Source organism: Sphingobium sp. D43FB, assembly GCF_002312805.1.
Lineage (GTDB): Bacteria > Pseudomonadota > Alphaproteobacteria > Sphingomonadales > Sphingomonadaceae > Sphingobium.
Map to the genome: position 1 here is coordinate 22,051 of NZ_NMUA01000019.1, position 15,122 is coordinate 37,172.

Below are 15,122 nucleotides of genomic sequence, written 5' to 3' on the forward strand. Positions count from 1 at the left end.
AAATGGACATGTGACGCCGCCCCGCCATGATCAGCGTCGCTTTGGGTTAGAGGAGGTCGGCGCCCTCACGTCGACGATCCCGGTAAATTTCGACATGGCGCGCACGCCAACCGCTGCCCGGGTTCCAGTCAGCATGCGGGCGGCAAGCCAGACGTTGCGCGCGATATTAGCGCCATGATCAGTGCCGATTGCGATCGGCACCATGCGGTTCCGGTCGGCAAGCGGGCGCACCCATGCGACGGGGTTTCCGACCCAGGGAAGGCCGAGACGTCCCGATCGCAGCATCGCCTCCTGCGCGCCGATCGTGCGCACCTGCCAGCCATAGCGGGCGCGGAACGACTGAAGTTTCGACCACAGATCGCCACAGGGCAGGCAGCCAGGCGATGTACTCATCTCGATAGTGTAGAGCGACGCGTGGCCACGCAGCATGATCTCGAAATCGACAGGAAAGTCGCGCGTCAGCGGCACGCGGGCCAGCCAGAGACGCATGTCTGCGGCTGTCGACACCCGATGAATGGCGGCTCGCCTGGCAAGCTCGCGATCTGTCGGCTGCGCAGCGGCCATTGCGGGCGTCTGCACCCATGTTGTCAGCAAAAGAGCCCAGGCAAACCGGGCTTGCCCGAGGCGCGTCACGGCCTTGCCTCCCGGGCATCGACGAGGTCGCCGCCGATCACGCGCGGATCGGTCGCGGAGACGGGTCCATTGGCGAGCGCATCGAAGAAGCCGTCTTCCTCGCCGGCTCCCGTCAGCCATTGTTCGGGCCGGATGTCGCCGCGCAGCAGCCGGACCGCCTGATAGGCCATCTGGGCGAGATTGGGATAAGTCTCGACGCCTGCTGCGATTACCATGCGCTGGGCGCTGTTCCGGCGAATGACCATGGTGGTCGGCGTTACCTCGACCCCGAAGCGCTGGCTGAGTTCGGGTTTGCGGTCGAGATCCATGAGGTTGACCTGCCAGCCCATATCCTCCTGGAACCGCTGGACGATTGGCCATTGCACCTTGCAGTAGCCGCAGGAGTCCCGTGCGAACATGACCAGCGCAAATTCCCCGGCATGTACGCGCAGATAGTGGCGGCGGACCTGATCCTTATGTGCGCCCAGCGCATCGCGGGCCTCGCCGACCATCGGATTGGCGGCCCGGGCATTGAGCTGCGGATAGGTGAGCATGGCAAGCTGGGTGACGCCTGCAAAAGCGCGCGCCTTGCGCCGGGCAAAATCCTGCAGCCGCCAGAAGTCGGCGACCGCATCGATGGTGAGAACAGTGGCGGCATAGTCGCGCTGCTGTTCGATCAGCTTGGCGATCCGGGGCGGCGCCCATTTGGCCAGTTCAGCCATCGGCGGTATGACGGGTTTTGGAATGGCATCGTCGTCCGCTTTTTCCGCAGCGTCGGCCTTTGGGGTTTCATACCACCAATAGCCGCGTGTTCCGCGATCTCCCGGGCCTGGAGGCGCGGGCTGCGCACCCGCAATATCGACGGGCAGCAGCAGCAGGGCACCCAGAGCGAGGAGGCGCTTCACAGCAGCTTCTCCATGCGGGTGAGCCGCGCAATGGAGACCGGACCATAATAGCGGCTGTCATATCCGTCGGGATGGCGCGAGCCGACGAAGATCATGCCATCGGGAATATGCGGACTGTGCGGCCGCCAGTGGTCAAGCGCCTTGCCGCTGCGCGCTAAGGGTTTGGCGATGCCCATCAGCCTGCCGTTGCAATAGTACCACCCGTTCCAACCGCCGCCCAGGGTGGCGGGCTTTTCAACCATCACGATCTTGTCGCCTGGCAAGCACAGCGCATATTTGGTGACATTCACTGGCTTGGGGCCGGCAAGCGGATCGGACAGAAGGAACGAGACGAGGTCGCCGTGACGGATCGGGCCGGGGGAGCGGTGCACGACCCAGGCATCGATGGAGGGCGTCATGACCAATGTGATCTGCGGCATCGCCCACCAGGCAAAGAGGCCGATCGGCAGCACGATCCCATAGGCCTTGAAAAGCTGACCCCGACGGGGCGGCTGCCCAAGACCAGCAGCGCCCAGCGCCACGGCTGCGCGCAGCGGCAGATCCTTGAGTTCGCGCCAGACCCGGTTACCGGCGCGCCATGTCAGCAAGAGCATCCTGCACCTCCGCCTTGCCGCCAAGGCGGTCATATTCATCGAGAAGCCCGGACAGGGCAGCATCGCCCAGCACGAGATGCGCTGCGCGCGGGCTCGCCTCGTCGCGCTCGCAATAGGGCCGGGTCGGATCGCCCGGGATCATCGCCAGCGCCGGCACCTGGGTGACGCGATGCTGCCGGAAAATCAGTGGATCGACGATCAGCTGCACGTCGCGCATGGCGCAGGCCGGACCTTCGCATCCCGGATCGCGGCGCAGTATCGCGGCTGACAATTGCGCCATCGGTCCAACCTGCCGCATCCCGCCCGGCATGCCGCGAAAAGCCATGACACCCCTGGCCCGTTCGAGCTGCCCTGCATAAGTGCGCAGTGTTTCAACCGGCATGGAGGAGGACACGAACAGTAGCGGGACCCACTGGTTCGCGCTGCTGCCGGAAACAACGCCAGCCAATGCCGCTTCTTCGGGCTGTTCAAGACCCAGGGCCTGCGCGATCCGCCGACTGGCGGTTTCCCGTTCGATGGCAAGGGCTTTGCGCGCCGCCGCGACGTCTGCCTTGACGCGGTCCGCCATGGCGGGATCCTGCTTGCGCCGGCTTATTCCCTCGAACGCGCGGTGCTGTGCCGCGGCGTTAGTTTTGGTCGGCAGAACTGGCGAAGATGGCGCAGACGCCCTGGCTTTGCCGACCGCGCGTTTTACGCGTTCCAGCGCCGCATCGCCCTGGTCTTCAATCCGCGTCCGCGCGTTCTGCTCCTTCGATTGATTGGCCGGAGATCGCGGTTCGCGCGCCTGGGCCAATGCCGGCACGAGCGCGAGAGCCGCCAGAAGCAGGGGGCGGCTAGTTGCGGATCGTCTGCATATGGGCATCGATCTTGTCCTTCATCTCGATCTGGATTTCGGATTGGGCGCGCGCCTCGATTTCCGTATAATATTCGGAGAGGTCCATTTTGCTGAAATCGAGCGACTGGAATTCTTGCGGGCTAAAGCCCCGGCAATAGGGTTGCCTCGCGGTGCCCCAGCCAATCGCCGCGAAAGCCTTCAACTGCGGGCGACCCTGTTCCTGGATGATACGGCCAAGCTTCGTGTTGAAGCAGCAATGGCCCCGGGCCTTCTGGACGCACACGCCAAGGATGCTCGACGAACAATAGCTGCCGATCTCATGGCACATGCCCGAACCGCGCAGCATGCCCACTTCCATATCCTGCTGGTCGCAGCCCTGGAGCAGGAGATCGATCATGAAATTGACCGCAAGACTGATCGCGATCGATGTGGGATCGATGCCGACAATGATCGCGTTGGCACCGGCACTCGCTGCCTGGCTTGCGGTCGCGCCTGCCTTGAAGGCCGTATAGGCGGCTTTCATGCCGGTGAAGACGCCCTTGGCGACCGCGATCTTGGTCGTAATCGACGAGATCGAACCACCCATGCCGTCCTTCACGATTTTTCCCTTGTCCTTGCAGCAATTCTGGAAGGTGGTGCTGAGCCCAGCAGGACGGCAGCGCGCGGCGCGGCCGGAAAAAATCTCGATCGTGCCAAGGCAATTGCCATCGGCATCGACGGCGCCGTCGGCCTCGACGCCGGGATCATCCACCACGGGCTCCTCGACGATCGGATTGGCGCTGGTGTCGATACAGCCATTGGCCGAGCAGCTTGGCGCGCCGCCGCTGGCCGGCACGGCGCAGGCATATTGATCGCCGAGCGGGCAGCGCATTGCTCCACCTTGATCCGCCAGGCACGGCGTTTCGCCAATGGGGCACGTCCATCCGCCCGCGCCGGTCAGGTGGCAGCTTGCCGTCTCGCCGTCGTCCGCTGCGTCGCCATTGCCGTTAAGATCGACAGCGCAAAGCTGCTGAGCGCTTGCGGTGCCGGGGAACAAGGAAACAGCGCCGACGAGGAGGATCAGCCCCAAGGGAAAGGCACGCAGCAGCTTCATCGCACGGCACTCGTGCAGACCATGTCGGCGCCGCCCAAACGCACGGTCTGCATCATCACCACCGCTTCGGGAAAATCATCGACGCAGCCGCAGTCCTGCACCAATTCCTCGCCCGCGCCCGCAGGGCAGACATTGCTGTCCTGGCAGGCGTGATAAAAATAATCCCAGCTCATGGGATCACTTTGTCTGGAACCGGTCACACCATCGGGGGCTGCGGCTATATTGACCTGCGCCTTGCGGGTCTTGCAGATGGGTTCGCACGCATTGACGCTGCCGGACACGGGCAAGGAGAAATTGCGGGTTGTCAGGCTATGGCTGCCATCGGCATTCGTCACCCGGTCAGCGAGCAAAGTCTCGGTCGAATGATCGATGATATAGGTGCCGCGCGAGAGATCGGGCTTCGGGACCGCGCCACTATCGACCGTGCAGGCGTAGCTGCGCTGGCGCTCGAAGAAGGCGCGGTTGATCGACGTCGCGCAGGCGCCCGTGCCGATCAACCGGGTCTGGGGCAGGGGGGTGAGCCCTGTTTTGACGCCGTTGCGATAGGTGATGACGCCATCGACATCTTCATCATCGAGACGACAGGCATCATTGGCCGCATAGCCTGAACAGCTATCGACAAGCTGCTCGCTGGTCTTGCAGCCGGCGTCCACCTTCGCTTCGATCGCGGCATAGGCTTCGCCGCCATCGGCAACCGCGACGCGTAACCAGATATCATGATCGCCTTGCGTCAGCCTCGAGGTGAGATCGAGGCCGGGATCGACATAGAAGGCGCTCTTCTTCTCGCATTTGCCCGGCGGCGGTCCCGATCCGGTCCAGACTTCCGGGCCTGAGCCGATCAGTTCGCCGTCGATCCTGATCTGTGCCCAATCGTCCCCGCCAAAGCGGGTCAGAATCAGCTGTTGAAGCCTTGCGGCGTCCTTGACCCGCAATGTCATATGAAAATCGATAAGAGTGCAGGATCCGCCAGACAGGCTATTGTCGATGGGCGAACCCATGACGAAGGTGCGGCTGTTTGGGCCTGCGGCATAGGTTGAGTAGCCGCCCACCACGCGGTCGATGATCATCTCGGCGGTCATTTCTTCCTGCGTGATCTGCCGGGTGATGGCGCAACTCCGGCGCACCTGCGACGTGCCGGTTCCGGTCGACGAGGCGGAAAGCGCCTGGAAAATGCTGCTCGTTTGCGCGGCGCCATAGGCGTCGCCCGCCATGGCGCCGGGATTGGCCTTGTAGGCCGTGGCGCCAACCTGCGGTTGCGCCGTGCAGGATGTGGTTTGCGCACCGGTATAGCGGATGAGCGGGCCATCGATGGACGCCTGCGCGATGCCGATACGCGGATCGGCCGTGGTGAGCGCGCCGACAACGCCGCCGCCCAGATCCTTGAGGATCGAGGCCATATTGCCCCAGACCAGATTGCTGCCGCAGCTATTATTGACGCAGTAACAACCGGCCAGATCGGTCAGCTCGACCTGCGACAGCTTCAGTGCCCCGGATGCAGAAGCGTCCCAGCGGAAGAAGCGGCACGCGTCCCAACTGCCAGGCGTGCAGGAGATGATCCCATTGGCGCAAATCCCGGACGTGGGGACCGGAACGGTCAGGGCCTCATCGAAGCTCCCGTCGAGATCGCTGTCGCGCGATATGCTGAGCGTGCCGATATCGCCGGTGGCGTTGGGCTGGGCGAGCAGTTCGAGCAGCGTCGCGCTTTTCTGGCAGGCAAGATTGGGGGTGAAGGTCTTTTTGGTGTCGACCGTGGTGATGGGCTGTCCCGCCAGACCCGGCGTCACATAATTGCCAAGCAGCGCGTCGCTGTCGGCGCTCTTCGCTCGCGCGGCGGCCGCCGCAGCTCGGGCGCGGTCCTGCGCGGTCTGCGCATGGAGCGGGGCAGGCAGGCTGAGCGCTGCGACAAGGGCGAGGGTCGCTCGCTTCATGGCCAGATCTCGCGCAAAGCGATCTGCCGCGACCCGCGCCGCAACCGGAAAAGAAATATAGCTGGAACAGGGTCGGCAAGCTCTGCCCGGAATACAGCCTGGCCTTCAAAAACGGTCAGCGTGGCCACGACCATATGCGGCGAAGAGGGGACCGTCGCATGATCGTCTGTATCTGTGGCCACGCCGACCGTCCGACCGGTGCCGCAGGGGGGATGCGACACCGGCCTGACCGCATGGGGAACGCCTGGCTCGGTGGAATGACGGGCAGACCATCGGCTGATGCGAGGCGAGGGCATGCGGATCGGGAAAGGCGACCTGTTCATGGCGTCGAAACCCCGGCGCAGCAGATCGTCTTTTCAAACAGCATGAACTGGGCATTGTCCTTGCCCGGCGCATGTTTGGCGCTGGTCCAAAGCGCGCCTGGCCGCCCGATATTGACGCACTGGCCACCCTTGACCGGTTCCATCAGCTGGAACTTGTAGCGGCTCTTGGTCCAGACCGGCTGCGGGATGAACGAGCAACCATCCGCTGAACTGACGGTAAGGGCGCCAAGCCGCCCCATCATGAAGACGCCGCGCGCGGCGAGCCCCGCCCAGGCCTCGACGCTGTCGCCAAAATGGATGTCGCCGGCGATCGGATAGGTCGCGCCCCAGGACCCCATGCACCAGAAGAGCGGATCGACGACCTTGCCTGCTGCGGCAGCAGCGCTGTCGGCCATGCAGGCAAGGCCGACGGCCGGATTGCCGAACAGGATTGCCTCGGGCTGGATGATCGCGCCCAAGGTCGCCGACTGCCAGGTCGGCAGGACCTCCGTGATCAGCGCCACGTCGAAGCTGTCATCCTCGATGCAGGGCAGGTCGGTAAACATGTCGAGCATCTTCCAGACCGGCGCGATATAATAGTGCATCTGCGCGAACATCTTGCGCGTGTTGGTGCCATCGGAAAGGCTGGTCTGGCTGCCCTGCAGTCTGCCGCCGGTCGGCATGATGTCAGCGCCCAGCGCCATCATGCAGCCGGGCTCGGTCACAACATCAACCATCCGATTGGGCGACCAGAAGCTGACCTTCACGCCGAACCAGAATGTCACGCCCTTGCGACAGGCGCATAATGGCTTGGAGGCCGATTGTGCGTCGAGCGCCTTGCCGAGCGGATCGCTCGGACCCACCTTTACCCCGCCGATGGTGATCGGGAAGATGCAGTTCCATCGCACCTTGGTGATCGGATTGAATATCGTGCCCGCCTCGCATTTGGAGGCATGAGCGGGGGACGCGAATGCCAGTGCCGCGAGGGCCGAGCCGAGCGTCAAAACGCTTCGGACAGAGAGCATCTTCATCGCGCAGCCCTCCGCGGACTTGGGGGCATGACGACCTCGGTCAGCACCAGCTTTTGGCCCGCCTGCGCGACGATCACCGGGGCGACCGTCAGGCCAAGCCGTTGCTTTACGCGCTCTTCGAGCAGGAACAGCGCCCGGCCGTGTCGCTCGCCCAACGTGATCGCATCGGCATGTGTATCACTAGCCTGGGAAAGACCACCGGCGGCAAGAAGGATGAAATCGGCGGGCCTTGCGGTGCGCAGCGCCCAGGCCAGATCGCTGGGGTGAACGATGATAAGCCGTTGGGGTAGCGACACATAGGCAAGCGGATTGAAGCTATAGCCTTTGGCGTAAAGCAGCTTTCCGCCCGGCAGCCGGATATCCTGATCGAGGGTATAGAAAGGCACGACCGTTCGGCGGCGATCGGCGCGAGCGATGCCGAGCGCGGCAGGTTTCATGGCCGACCAGCGCTCGCGCGGGCCAAAGGCGGCTTTCATGTCGGGAACATGCGCGGCGCGGCTTTCGATCTCGCTCAGGGCATCGGGCTCGGCGATCGGCCAGGTGCGCCCGATAATGCTGGTCGCGGCCGTGACGGGGGCGTGCGTCAGCAGTCCTGGCATCAGCGCCAATGGCGCTAATACCCATAGCGCATGACGAGGGCAGCCTGGTCCCATGGTTCTAGTGACCATGGCGCTGTTTCCAGTATGGCGGACGGTTCTCGCGCCCCTCGCCGACAGCGGCGCTGATCAGCGCCGCTGTCGCAATGACGGCAATGACGGCGCCGAGAATGCGGACGACCGCGGGCACAGAGGGTAACTGCCAGGCGATGCAGGTTTGCACGAGCGCAAGGCCCTGGCTGCCGATGAGCAGACGGATGGGTCCTGGCGCGGGCGTGGCGGAGAAGATGCCGTTCATAACCGCCTCCACCGCTGGGTGATGGTATGAAAGCGCTCGGCGATTGCGTCCCAGGGAATGAGGATCAGGCCCGTCGAGCCCGCGCCCATGCCGGCGCAGATGCCAATGAAGATGCCTTCGGCAAGCGGCGTCTGGAAGAGCCACGCTGCGGCAAATGCGCAAAACGCGGCATTGGCGATGCCGCCTGTCACCAACAGGGCGTAGCTCATCCGCGCATAACGGCGTTCCGCCTGGATGACCGTGACGATCGCCTGCGCCACCGCGTCGATACCAAGCGCCGGGTTAATCACGCTCCTCGCATAGGCAAGGAGCCCATGGACATCGTCTCCGACGTCGAGGCCAAGATCGAAGCCATTGCTATGATCGGCCTTCATCGCGCCCTCCATTGCCGCAAGCGTGAGAAGACCATCCCGCATGCGCCCGACAGGCCGATCAACAGCATGCCGCTCGCACAGCAGGCGGCAGCCACCAGGATGCCCGCCCGTATGGCCTGGAGCGGCGGCTGATCGAGCGCTACGCCTGCCACGATGACGAGACTGCCCATCATGCAGGTTTCGATGGCCACCAGTCGCAGTCGCCACTGGAAGGCGGCGGCCTCGGCGCGACGGACGACACGCGCTTCGATCATCGCCTCGATCGCCGGGTCGTTTTCCCAGTCGAGCGCAAGCTGATCGGGATGGGTTACAGGCTTATGCGTCATGCCGCCCTCCCGCCCTGGCGAGTATTTCCGCCCAGTATTTGGGCTGGATCGACACCAGCCAGTTCGCACACCGCCTCCAGCGGATTGCGACCGGCCCGCACCAGCGCCTCGAAGGCGGCAACCTCGTTGGGCGCAGAAGTATTGATCCAGTAGCTGAAGGGGTCGACCACCAGCCGCGCGATGCCGAGGCCCAATGGGCTGTCGATGAACACTTCGGAATAGTTGGGCTTGGCGTTCCGGACCGATTTCAGAAGATCGAGGACGAAGCCTGAATAGTCGAGGATCTTGTTATCCACCGCCTTGTCATAGGTGGAGCCTTGGAGCAGGAATTTGGTCGCGGCATTTTCGAGGATCACCTGTCCGGTGCCGCCAAAGAGCATGAGGTCGTTCATGCTCTGGAGCACGATGCCAAAGCTCCCCTGATATTTGCGCGCGCGGCGATAGCCCTGGCCGAACGCCTCGGCAAGACGGGAGAGATCCTGCCCGTCGCTGCGGGTCATGAACTGCGCGGCCTCGTCGCACAGGACGAAGCGGGGTTTGTCGCGCGCCGAGAGATAAAGCTCCTGGGTGACCGCGTTCACCACCACCATCACGATCACGTTGAAGAGGTCAGGCAGCGCCTTCAAGCGTTCGAGCTCCAGCACCACGAACTCGTCGCGGGAGATGTCGAGCGTAGAGGGACCATTGAAGAAATGGCCATAGGCGCCCTGCGACCCGAAATCGCGCAGGTTGAACGCCAGTTCGCGCGCGACCGGTATCAGATGGTCGACCCGGTCGAGGTCGGAGGCGGCATTGTCGGGATAGCGGCCGAGCCAAGCGCGCACCGCGTCGATGCCGTCGTCGCCGCGCCCGCTATCGACCGTCCATTGGACAGCGGATTTAAGCAGGTTCCATTCCGATGTGGTGACGGGCTTGCGGGTCGAGGCGTTCGCCATCTCAGCGACGATCGCGACCGCCATGGCGATCGCCGACTGCTTGTCCTCGCCATCGAGCGCCAGCCCCATGTCGAAAGGGTTGAGCACCAGGCGCTCCTCGCCGATGTCGATATAACGGCCAGAGCAGAGCGTGCAGAGCTTGCGATAGCTACCGCCGATATCGATGATGCGGATCAGCGCGCCCTGCGCATAATATTGCTGGCACAAATTATTGAGCAGGAAACTCTTGCCCGCGCCGCTCTCGGCTGAGACGATGAAATTATAATTGTTGATCCGCGGGTCGAAGAGATCGAGCGTGATGAGCTGGCCCTTGCGTCCGACATAGAGAAGAGCCGGGCGGCCGCCGCCGCGAAAATCGGTCTGGACCGGCGCCATGAGGCTGGCGGCCTTAACGGCCATGCGAAAATCGCGTTCCAGCAGTTTCAATGTCTGCTTCTCGGGATAAAGCCCAAAGGGCAGGCTGGCAGCGAGCAGCACGGGAAGCAGATAGCTTTCCTCCTGCACCATGAAGGGCAGGGGTTCTGATTCCCACAATCGCTTGGCGCGCGCCGCCATCTCACGCGCCTGGGCGCTGTCGCGACCGAATACCCACATGGTAGGGATCACCGAGACAAAGCGGCTGTTTGACGCTTCATCCAAGATCCAGCCAATCTCCTCGATCTGCTTGCCGACCTCGACCGCGAAACTGCCCGCGGCCTTCTGCGCCGAGAGGATCTGCGCGCGCTTGTGGATCTCGAACTGCGAATGGTCGAACAGGACCGAGAGGCAATAGAGGAACGGCCCGCCAATCTGGTCACTATCCTCGGCGCTCCCACGCATCCCGCCCATGAGCCGGTTAGCCCGCTCGGCGGTGATCCGGCGTGCGGGCGCCTTGGGCGTGAGGCAGCGCGCCACCTGGTTGCCCAGATACACTTCGGGACCCTCGAAGCAGAGGTCAGGTCCAGCCTCGATAATCTGCCGCGCGATCGATGGGGCGGGCATGCCGCCCATGCTTTCGCTGAGGAACACCCCCGGCGCGGGCGCGAAGACGCCGTTGAAGATCCGACGATAGAAGCTGACCAGTTCGTCGGGCGGTAGCCGCCGGATACCCATCTTCGCCAATTGCTCCTCGACCTGGCGGCGCAGGTCCGCGCCGAGCTTCACCCGCGTCTTGATCGCGAGGAACAACCGGAAGTCGCGTACCGGGATGGCATGGAGTGCATCCAGGCCTCTCGTGCCACTGCGCAGATAGTCGGCCGTACGCCGGGCCGAGGCCTGGACCAGCGGGTCTGGCCTGACCTTCATATCGAGATAGGCATCAAGCGCAGGATCAATCAGCGGATCGGCGAAGGTGATAAGCTGGAGGACCGTGCCTTCGGGGAAATGAATGTTGAGCAGCCCGAGCAACGCCTGTTGCACATGGGCGAACATATAGGCGGACGGCACAAGCTCCCAGGCCTGGCCCCAGCCATCGTCGATGCAGAGGAAAGCTTCCTCCTCTTCGACCCATGCGACCATCGGCAGGAAATCCGAATAGGCGTCGCGGGTCACGGCGGCGCGCAGGCGCCGATAGCTCAGACCCTTGTGGCCGGGCCGCGCGCTCATGGCCGTTTGTCCGGATGGATGGTAAGCGGCATGGCCTCTTGCGTCGGCACGTCTGTGTTGCCCGGTTCGGGCTCGCGCATCGTGCGCAGCACCGGTGGCGCAGGCGTTCGCCCGCCCGGTTCCACCAGATAGTCGCCCACGACCCAGGCGGGCCGGTCGAGAATCGAATAGACATAGCGCGCCATATAGAGCCGGTCGGGGCGCTGCCTGTCGGCATAGGGAAGGATCAGTGTCCGGATCGTGCGTGAAGGGCGCAGCATCGGCGATCCGGGAGCCTCGATCAGCGCGCCGACATGGCCCTGGCCAGGTTGCGATATAGCCTGGGGTGTCGCCGCAGCCCTGGCGGGCCCCATGTCTCTGCCGCGGCCTTGCTTCTTGTCCGGAGCGAGCAGCTTGCGATCATGGGTGACGGCCGGATCGGATCTGGAGGCACGGCCCGCGACCGCATCGGCATAGGCTTGGCCCGGATGAATGCACTGGCCATGATCGCTATTTTTGCACGAGAATTTCTCGCTATAGGGCGACATCACCGATCCCATGGTCGCGCAGCCGGGCAGCGCGAGAAGGGGCAGGACGAGGAGGCAGGGTCGGAGCATCTTCATGTCTTTGTCTCCCATGGGCGCGGACATCAGAATTTGGCTCCCGCGCCGGGTTTGATTTCGAGGGTGGCGCCCTCCTGGATCACCACGACCACATCCTTGGCGGCGCCCACTTCGACGATGGGACCAGCCTGGCGGGCGAGATCGAGATAGAAGTCGGTGAGCTTGTCGGAGGATTTGGAGAGCCCGCCGGCAATGCCGGTCCTGGCGGCGTCGCCGGCATCAAGCGTGCGCACTGTTCCCAGCGCCGAGGTCGAGGTGTTGCCGAACGTGCTTTCGACCGACTGCGAGATGCCGCTGATGGTCCCGGCGATGAAGGCGCGCGCCAGCGTCGCCCCGGCCCGCGTCACCACCTTGCCCGATAGGCCCTTCTTGCCGTCGGTATCGACGAAGAAGCCCTTGACCGGTTGATCGACGATCGAATGCTCGTCGAAATCCACACAGGACAGCGATACGAGCTGGACCTCGACCCGCTCCTTGGCAAGACTCCCGGTGGCGTTGCCGACCACAAAGCAGCCGGCAAGGTTGGCCTTCACCTCATTGGGGAGGACGGCAGGCGCCTGCACCCGGGCGATGATCGGTTCAGGATTACTCGTCGCGTCCCGGCTCGCCAGCGCGTCGATCCCGGTCAGGAGCCGCGCCTTCATGAAACCAGGCGGTAAATAGATCGTCCGACTCTTTTTTTTGGAGGAGGATGACGTGTCGGCCGCGCCCTGGGCCATGACCGGACCGGCCGCCGAGCCGATCGCGCCGACCGTTTTTTCGACTGGCGGTGCTGGTGGAGCAGGTGGCGCAACCGGCCCGGTCGGCGGCGCAGGCAGCCTGTCGGCATCCGCGCTGATGTCGCCGGTCTCGGGCGGGTAGGGCAGGGCTGGAACGTTGTCGGGCAGGGCGGGGGGAAGGTCGCCATCCATGGTCTGTCCGCCCGGAGCCGTCGTGCCGCCAGGCAGCACTTTGCCTTCCTCGATCGCGCTGACACGGTCGCCCAGCAACTGCTGACCATCGAGAACCTTCTTCAAATCCCCGCGCAGTTTGACCTCAAGACTGTCGCCGCGCAGCCCCGCGCCCATGTTGAGCGATGCGGCGGGATCGGTGGGCTTGACGTCTTCCTTGCTGCCCGATGCCGCGTAAAGGCCGATCCCGAGCGCACCGACAGCGACACCGACGGCGAGCTGGCGCGCGCGCAGTTTCTGCCGCGCCGACATTTTGGCCCATTGCGCCTTAAGGTCGAGCAAGGCCGGAGACGGGCGGCGCGGGGCGTCCTCCTTCGGTCCGCCGCTCTGGGCGGCGAGATGGGCCTGATAGGGCGACAGGCCTTCCGGCGTCTCCGCTGCGTCTTTGTTCTTGTCGCCGCTCATTGCCCAGCTCCCCGACGCACCACGACAAGCCGGGCCGTTTCGCCTGCATCGAGACGGCCCCGGTCCAGCGTGACTGAAAAAATGCCGGCCCCAAGGGCGGGATCGACGAGCTGGCGCTCATCCAGCGTCACGGCTGCCGTGGTTCGCACATGATATTGGGATGCTGAAAGCCCGGCACCCTCGACGGCGATACGGCGTTGTTCGGTTATCGCCAGGCCCGGCAGCGCCGCAATGCCGACCGCGTCACCCGACGGCGCGACCTCGCTGAACGAGGCAGGGATGCGATCGTCGAGCAGGGCCATGGTGATGGAGACAGCGCGATCTTCATCGGCGAGCGCAGCCATCAAGGCGCTATTGGCCTGGGCACGTTGCCGCGCGCCGGGCACAAGTATCACCGTCTGCGCGGGAATTTCCGCCGGTTCAGCATAGAGCGGGTAGGTCGCGCCGTTGCAGTGCACGAAAAACTCGGAAGGCTGCGTCACATAGCTGCGCGTGATTTGCCCCGCATCGTCGATCTCGCGGACGAGGAACTTGATCCATGCGTCCGAACCGCCTTTTTCGACGGCAAGACCCTTCTCGGCCGAGAATTTGATATCCTCGATCTCGCCGCCCTCGCACACGACATGGTTGATGTCGCGGTTGGAGAGACGGATCCGACTGGTCTGGTCGGGCAGCGCATGGAGCGTCTGGCCTGAGGCCGGGATCGCCAGCAGCATGAACCCGGTTAGAGCGGCGCACGCTCCTATGCGCTGATTAGCGTGTTTCGACATCGAACTGCTCCTCGGAAAGACGCGTCAGCCAGAAACGGCCATTTTCGATGCCGTAGCCGATGCGTAAAATGCCCCGGAATTTACGGATTACGCCGCCGATGACACGGACCTTCTCGACCGGGACGACGATCTCATGGGCGGTCCAGCGGACCGGCTGATCGTTGCGGATGTATGTGGCGATCGACAGCGTCGGGTTGTTCGCCAGTTCATCGAGCATAGCATTGAGGCTGTCGCGCATCGCGCCATAGGCGGACGGGTGGACGAGCCCTAACAGCTCCTGGAACTGCCGGTCGGCCGAGTAGGCCGACCAGGTGCCCGACAGCGCCACAATGTTGCGCGTCATGGCGACGATATAGGCTTCAGACGGTGTATTGCCCGAAACGTGAAGATCGCCGGTGGCGCCAAAGGGGACGATCACGGTCCGGGCATTCTGGTTGGTCGTGTAGATGACCACGCCCAGCACGGCGGTGACGCCGAACATGCCCGCAATGGCGACCTTGAGCAGGCGGTTCTCCTCGAACAGGTTCGCCGAGCCCTGCAGGTAGCGATGGATGCCGTAGCTGGCCGGTTTGCCCAGCAGCGGATCCTCGTCCGTCTTTTTGTGCCCGAACATGCCCATGGCGCTCACTCGAAGAAGCGGGTCTGGGTGGGACCCGGATAATAAGGAAAGGAAACAAGACCCCAGCGCCAGGCGAGATGGGGGAGATAGCCCCTGGGCTTGTTCCGCTTCCACGGGATGAAAAGGAGAAGGGCAGCGATCAGCGCCCAGCCGACAAGTCCGCCCACGATCGCGGCCACGAAAATGCTCGAGGTCGCGAGCAGAAACTCGTCCGATCCAAACCACAGGATCTGGACGGGCCGATGCAGATATTGCGGAAGGCGTTCGTCCATCTGCCCTTCTCCTCTTGGCTTCATGACACCTTCAAAGGTATCATTTTCCAGGAACCGACCATCGGTCCCCAGCCTGTTGCCGGTGGGGGAAG

The 15,122-nt window shown here is 63.9% G+C and carries 17 protein-coding genes; all 17 read right to left on the reverse strand.

Features of this window, described 5'->3' with window-relative positions; translation table 11 throughout:
- Positions 1-30: 30 nt before the first annotated feature.
- The 17 genes from SxD43FB_RS15815 to SxD43FB_RS15900 all read right to left on the reverse strand — a co-directional run bounded on the left by SxD43FB_RS15815 (position 31) and on the right by SxD43FB_RS15900 (position 15,030).
- The gene (locus SxD43FB_RS15815) at positions 31-564 is read right to left on the reverse strand and encodes a hypothetical protein (RefSeq protein ID WP_255245756.1); all 534 of its coding nucleotides are present in this window, start codon (positions 562-564) and stop codon (positions 31-33) included.
- Between the two features lie 65 nt (positions 565-629).
- On the reverse strand, positions 630-1,517 hold the full coding sequence (locus SxD43FB_RS15820) for a conjugal transfer protein TraF (RefSeq protein ID WP_096063036.1): 888 nt from the start codon (positions 1,515-1,517) through the stop codon (positions 630-632).
- On the reverse strand, positions 1,514-2,110 hold the full coding sequence (locus tag SxD43FB_RS15825) for a S26 family signal peptidase (protein ID WP_096063037.1): 597 nt from the start codon (positions 2,108-2,110) through the stop codon (positions 1,514-1,516). Before SxD43FB_RS15825 ends, SxD43FB_RS15820 begins: the two co-directional genes overlap by 4 nt.
- Positions 2,082-2,678, reverse strand: a complete 597-nt coding sequence (locus tag SxD43FB_RS15830) for a type-F conjugative transfer system pilin assembly protein TrbC (protein ID WP_333973277.1) — start codon at positions 2,676-2,678, stop codon at positions 2,082-2,084. Before SxD43FB_RS15830 ends, SxD43FB_RS15825 begins: the two co-directional genes overlap by 29 nt.
- A 265-nt stretch (positions 2,679-2,943) precedes the next feature.
- Positions 2,944-4,038: a conjugal transfer protein TraN gene (gene traN / locus SxD43FB_RS15835; RefSeq protein WP_096063038.1), complete on the reverse strand. Its 1,095-nt coding sequence runs from the start codon at positions 4,036-4,038 to the stop codon at positions 2,944-2,946.
- On the reverse strand, positions 4,035-5,966 hold the full coding sequence (locus SxD43FB_RS15840; RefSeq protein WP_096063039.1) for a hypothetical protein: 1,932 nt from the start codon (positions 5,964-5,966) through the stop codon (positions 4,035-4,037). Before SxD43FB_RS15840 ends, traN begins: the two co-directional genes overlap by 4 nt.
- Before the next feature lie 319 nt (positions 5,967-6,285).
- A complete protein-coding gene (locus SxD43FB_RS15850) occupies positions 6,286-7,299 on the reverse strand; it encodes a TraU family protein (RefSeq protein WP_096063041.1) in 1,014 nt (337 codons plus the stop codon).
- Positions 7,296-7,898, reverse strand: a complete 603-nt coding sequence (locus tag SxD43FB_RS15855; protein WP_096063042.1) for a conjugal transfer protein TraW — start codon at positions 7,896-7,898, stop codon at positions 7,296-7,298. Before SxD43FB_RS15855 ends, SxD43FB_RS15850 begins: the two co-directional genes overlap by 4 nt.
- Positions 7,899-7,956: 58 nt before the next feature.
- Complete coding sequence (locus tag SxD43FB_RS15860) at positions 7,957-8,193, reverse strand: hypothetical protein (protein WP_176482805.1); 237 nt, start codon at positions 8,191-8,193, stop codon at positions 7,957-7,959.
- Positions 8,190-8,567, reverse strand: coding sequence for a hypothetical protein (locus SxD43FB_RS15865; protein WP_141249522.1), 378 nt, complete (start codon positions 8,565-8,567; stop codon positions 8,190-8,192). The genes SxD43FB_RS15860 and SxD43FB_RS15865 overlap by 4 nt, the downstream gene beginning before the upstream one ends.
- A complete protein-coding gene (locus tag SxD43FB_RS15870; RefSeq protein ID WP_096063045.1) occupies positions 8,564-8,893 on the reverse strand; it encodes a hypothetical protein in 330 nt (109 codons plus the stop codon). Before SxD43FB_RS15870 ends, SxD43FB_RS15865 begins: the two co-directional genes overlap by 4 nt.
- The gene (locus tag SxD43FB_RS15875) at positions 8,890-11,412 is read right to left on the reverse strand and encodes a TraC family protein (RefSeq protein ID WP_096063046.1); all 2,523 of its coding nucleotides are present in this window, start codon (positions 11,410-11,412) and stop codon (positions 8,890-8,892) included. The genes SxD43FB_RS15870 and SxD43FB_RS15875 overlap by 4 nt, the downstream gene beginning before the upstream one ends.
- The gene (locus tag SxD43FB_RS15880; RefSeq protein WP_176482806.1) at positions 11,409-12,014 is read right to left on the reverse strand and encodes a TraV family lipoprotein; all 606 of its coding nucleotides are present in this window, start codon (positions 12,012-12,014) and stop codon (positions 11,409-11,411) included. The genes SxD43FB_RS15875 and SxD43FB_RS15880 overlap by 4 nt, the downstream gene beginning before the upstream one ends.
- A 26-nt stretch (positions 12,015-12,040) precedes the next feature.
- Positions 12,041-13,369: a TraB/VirB10 family protein gene (locus tag SxD43FB_RS15885; RefSeq protein WP_096063048.1), complete on the reverse strand. Its 1,329-nt coding sequence runs from the start codon at positions 13,367-13,369 to the stop codon at positions 12,041-12,043.
- Positions 13,366-14,085 (reverse strand): type-F conjugative transfer system secretin TraK, encoded by a 720-nt coding sequence (locus SxD43FB_RS15890; RefSeq protein WP_096063049.1) that lies wholly within the window; start codon positions 14,083-14,085, stop codon positions 13,366-13,368. Before SxD43FB_RS15890 ends, SxD43FB_RS15885 begins: the two co-directional genes overlap by 4 nt.
- 37 nt (positions 14,086-14,122) lie before the next feature.
- Positions 14,123-14,758, reverse strand: coding sequence for a TraE/TraK family type IV conjugative transfer system protein (locus SxD43FB_RS15895; protein WP_096063060.1), 636 nt, complete (start codon positions 14,756-14,758; stop codon positions 14,123-14,125).
- A 5-nt stretch (positions 14,759-14,763) separates the two neighbouring features.
- A complete protein-coding gene (locus SxD43FB_RS15900) occupies positions 14,764-15,030 on the reverse strand; it encodes a type IV conjugative transfer system protein TraL (RefSeq protein WP_096063050.1) in 267 nt (88 codons plus the stop codon).
- Positions 15,031-15,122 lie beyond the last annotated feature (92 nt).

Bases quoted from the DNA above. Each gene is read 5' to 3' on its own strand.
- SxD43FB_RS15865 (WP_141249522.1), bottom strand. From the start codon at position 8,567: ATGAAGGCCGATCATAGCAATGGCTTCGATCTTGGCCTCGACGTCGGA.
- SxD43FB_RS15860 (WP_176482805.1), bottom strand. From the start codon at position 8,193: ATGAACGGCATCTTCTCCGCCACGCCCGCGCCAGGACCCATCCGTCTG.
- SxD43FB_RS15870 (WP_096063045.1), bottom strand. From the start codon at position 8,893: ATGACGCATAAGCCTGTAACCCATCCCGATCAGCTTGCGCTCGACTGG.
- SxD43FB_RS15875 (WP_096063046.1), bottom strand. From the start codon at position 11,412: ATGAGCGCGCGGCCCGGCCACAAGGGTCTGAGCTATCGGCGCCTGCGC.
- SxD43FB_RS15825 (WP_096063037.1), bottom strand. From the start codon at position 2,110: ATGCTCTTGCTGACATGGCGCGCCGGTAACCGGGTCTGGCGCGAACTC.
- SxD43FB_RS15815 (WP_255245756.1), bottom strand. From the start codon at position 564: ATGGCCGCTGCGCAGCCGACAGATCGCGAGCTTGCCAGGCGAGCCGCC.
- SxD43FB_RS15890 (WP_096063049.1), bottom strand. From the start codon at position 14,085: ATGCTGCTGGCGATCCCGGCCTCAGGCCAGACGCTCCATGCGCTGCCC.
- SxD43FB_RS15895 (WP_096063060.1), bottom strand. From the start codon at position 14,758: ATGGGCATGTTCGGGCACAAAAAGACGGACGAGGATCCGCTGCTGGGC.
- SxD43FB_RS15830 (WP_333973277.1), bottom strand. From the start codon at position 2,678: ATGGCGGACCGCGTCAAGGCAGACGTCGCGGCGGCGCGCAAAGCCCTT.
- traN (WP_096063038.1), bottom strand. From the start codon at position 4,038: ATGAAGCTGCTGCGTGCCTTTCCCTTGGGGCTGATCCTCCTCGTCGGC.
- SxD43FB_RS15840 (WP_096063039.1), bottom strand. From the start codon at position 5,966: ATGAAGCGAGCGACCCTCGCCCTTGTCGCAGCGCTCAGCCTGCCTGCC.
- SxD43FB_RS15855 (WP_096063042.1), bottom strand. From the start codon at position 7,898: ATGCCAGGACTGCTGACGCACGCCCCCGTCACGGCCGCGACCAGCATT.
- SxD43FB_RS15900 (WP_096063050.1), bottom strand. From the start codon at position 15,030: ATGGACGAACGCCTTCCGCAATATCTGCATCGGCCCGTCCAGATCCTG.
- SxD43FB_RS15880 (WP_176482806.1), bottom strand. From the start codon at position 12,014: ATGAAGATGCTCCGACCCTGCCTCCTCGTCCTGCCCCTTCTCGCGCTG.
- SxD43FB_RS15850 (WP_096063041.1), bottom strand. From the start codon at position 7,299: ATGAAGATGCTCTCTGTCCGAAGCGTTTTGACGCTCGGCTCGGCCCTC.
- SxD43FB_RS15885 (WP_096063048.1), bottom strand. From the start codon at position 13,369: ATGAGCGGCGACAAGAACAAAGACGCAGCGGAGACGCCGGAAGGCCTG.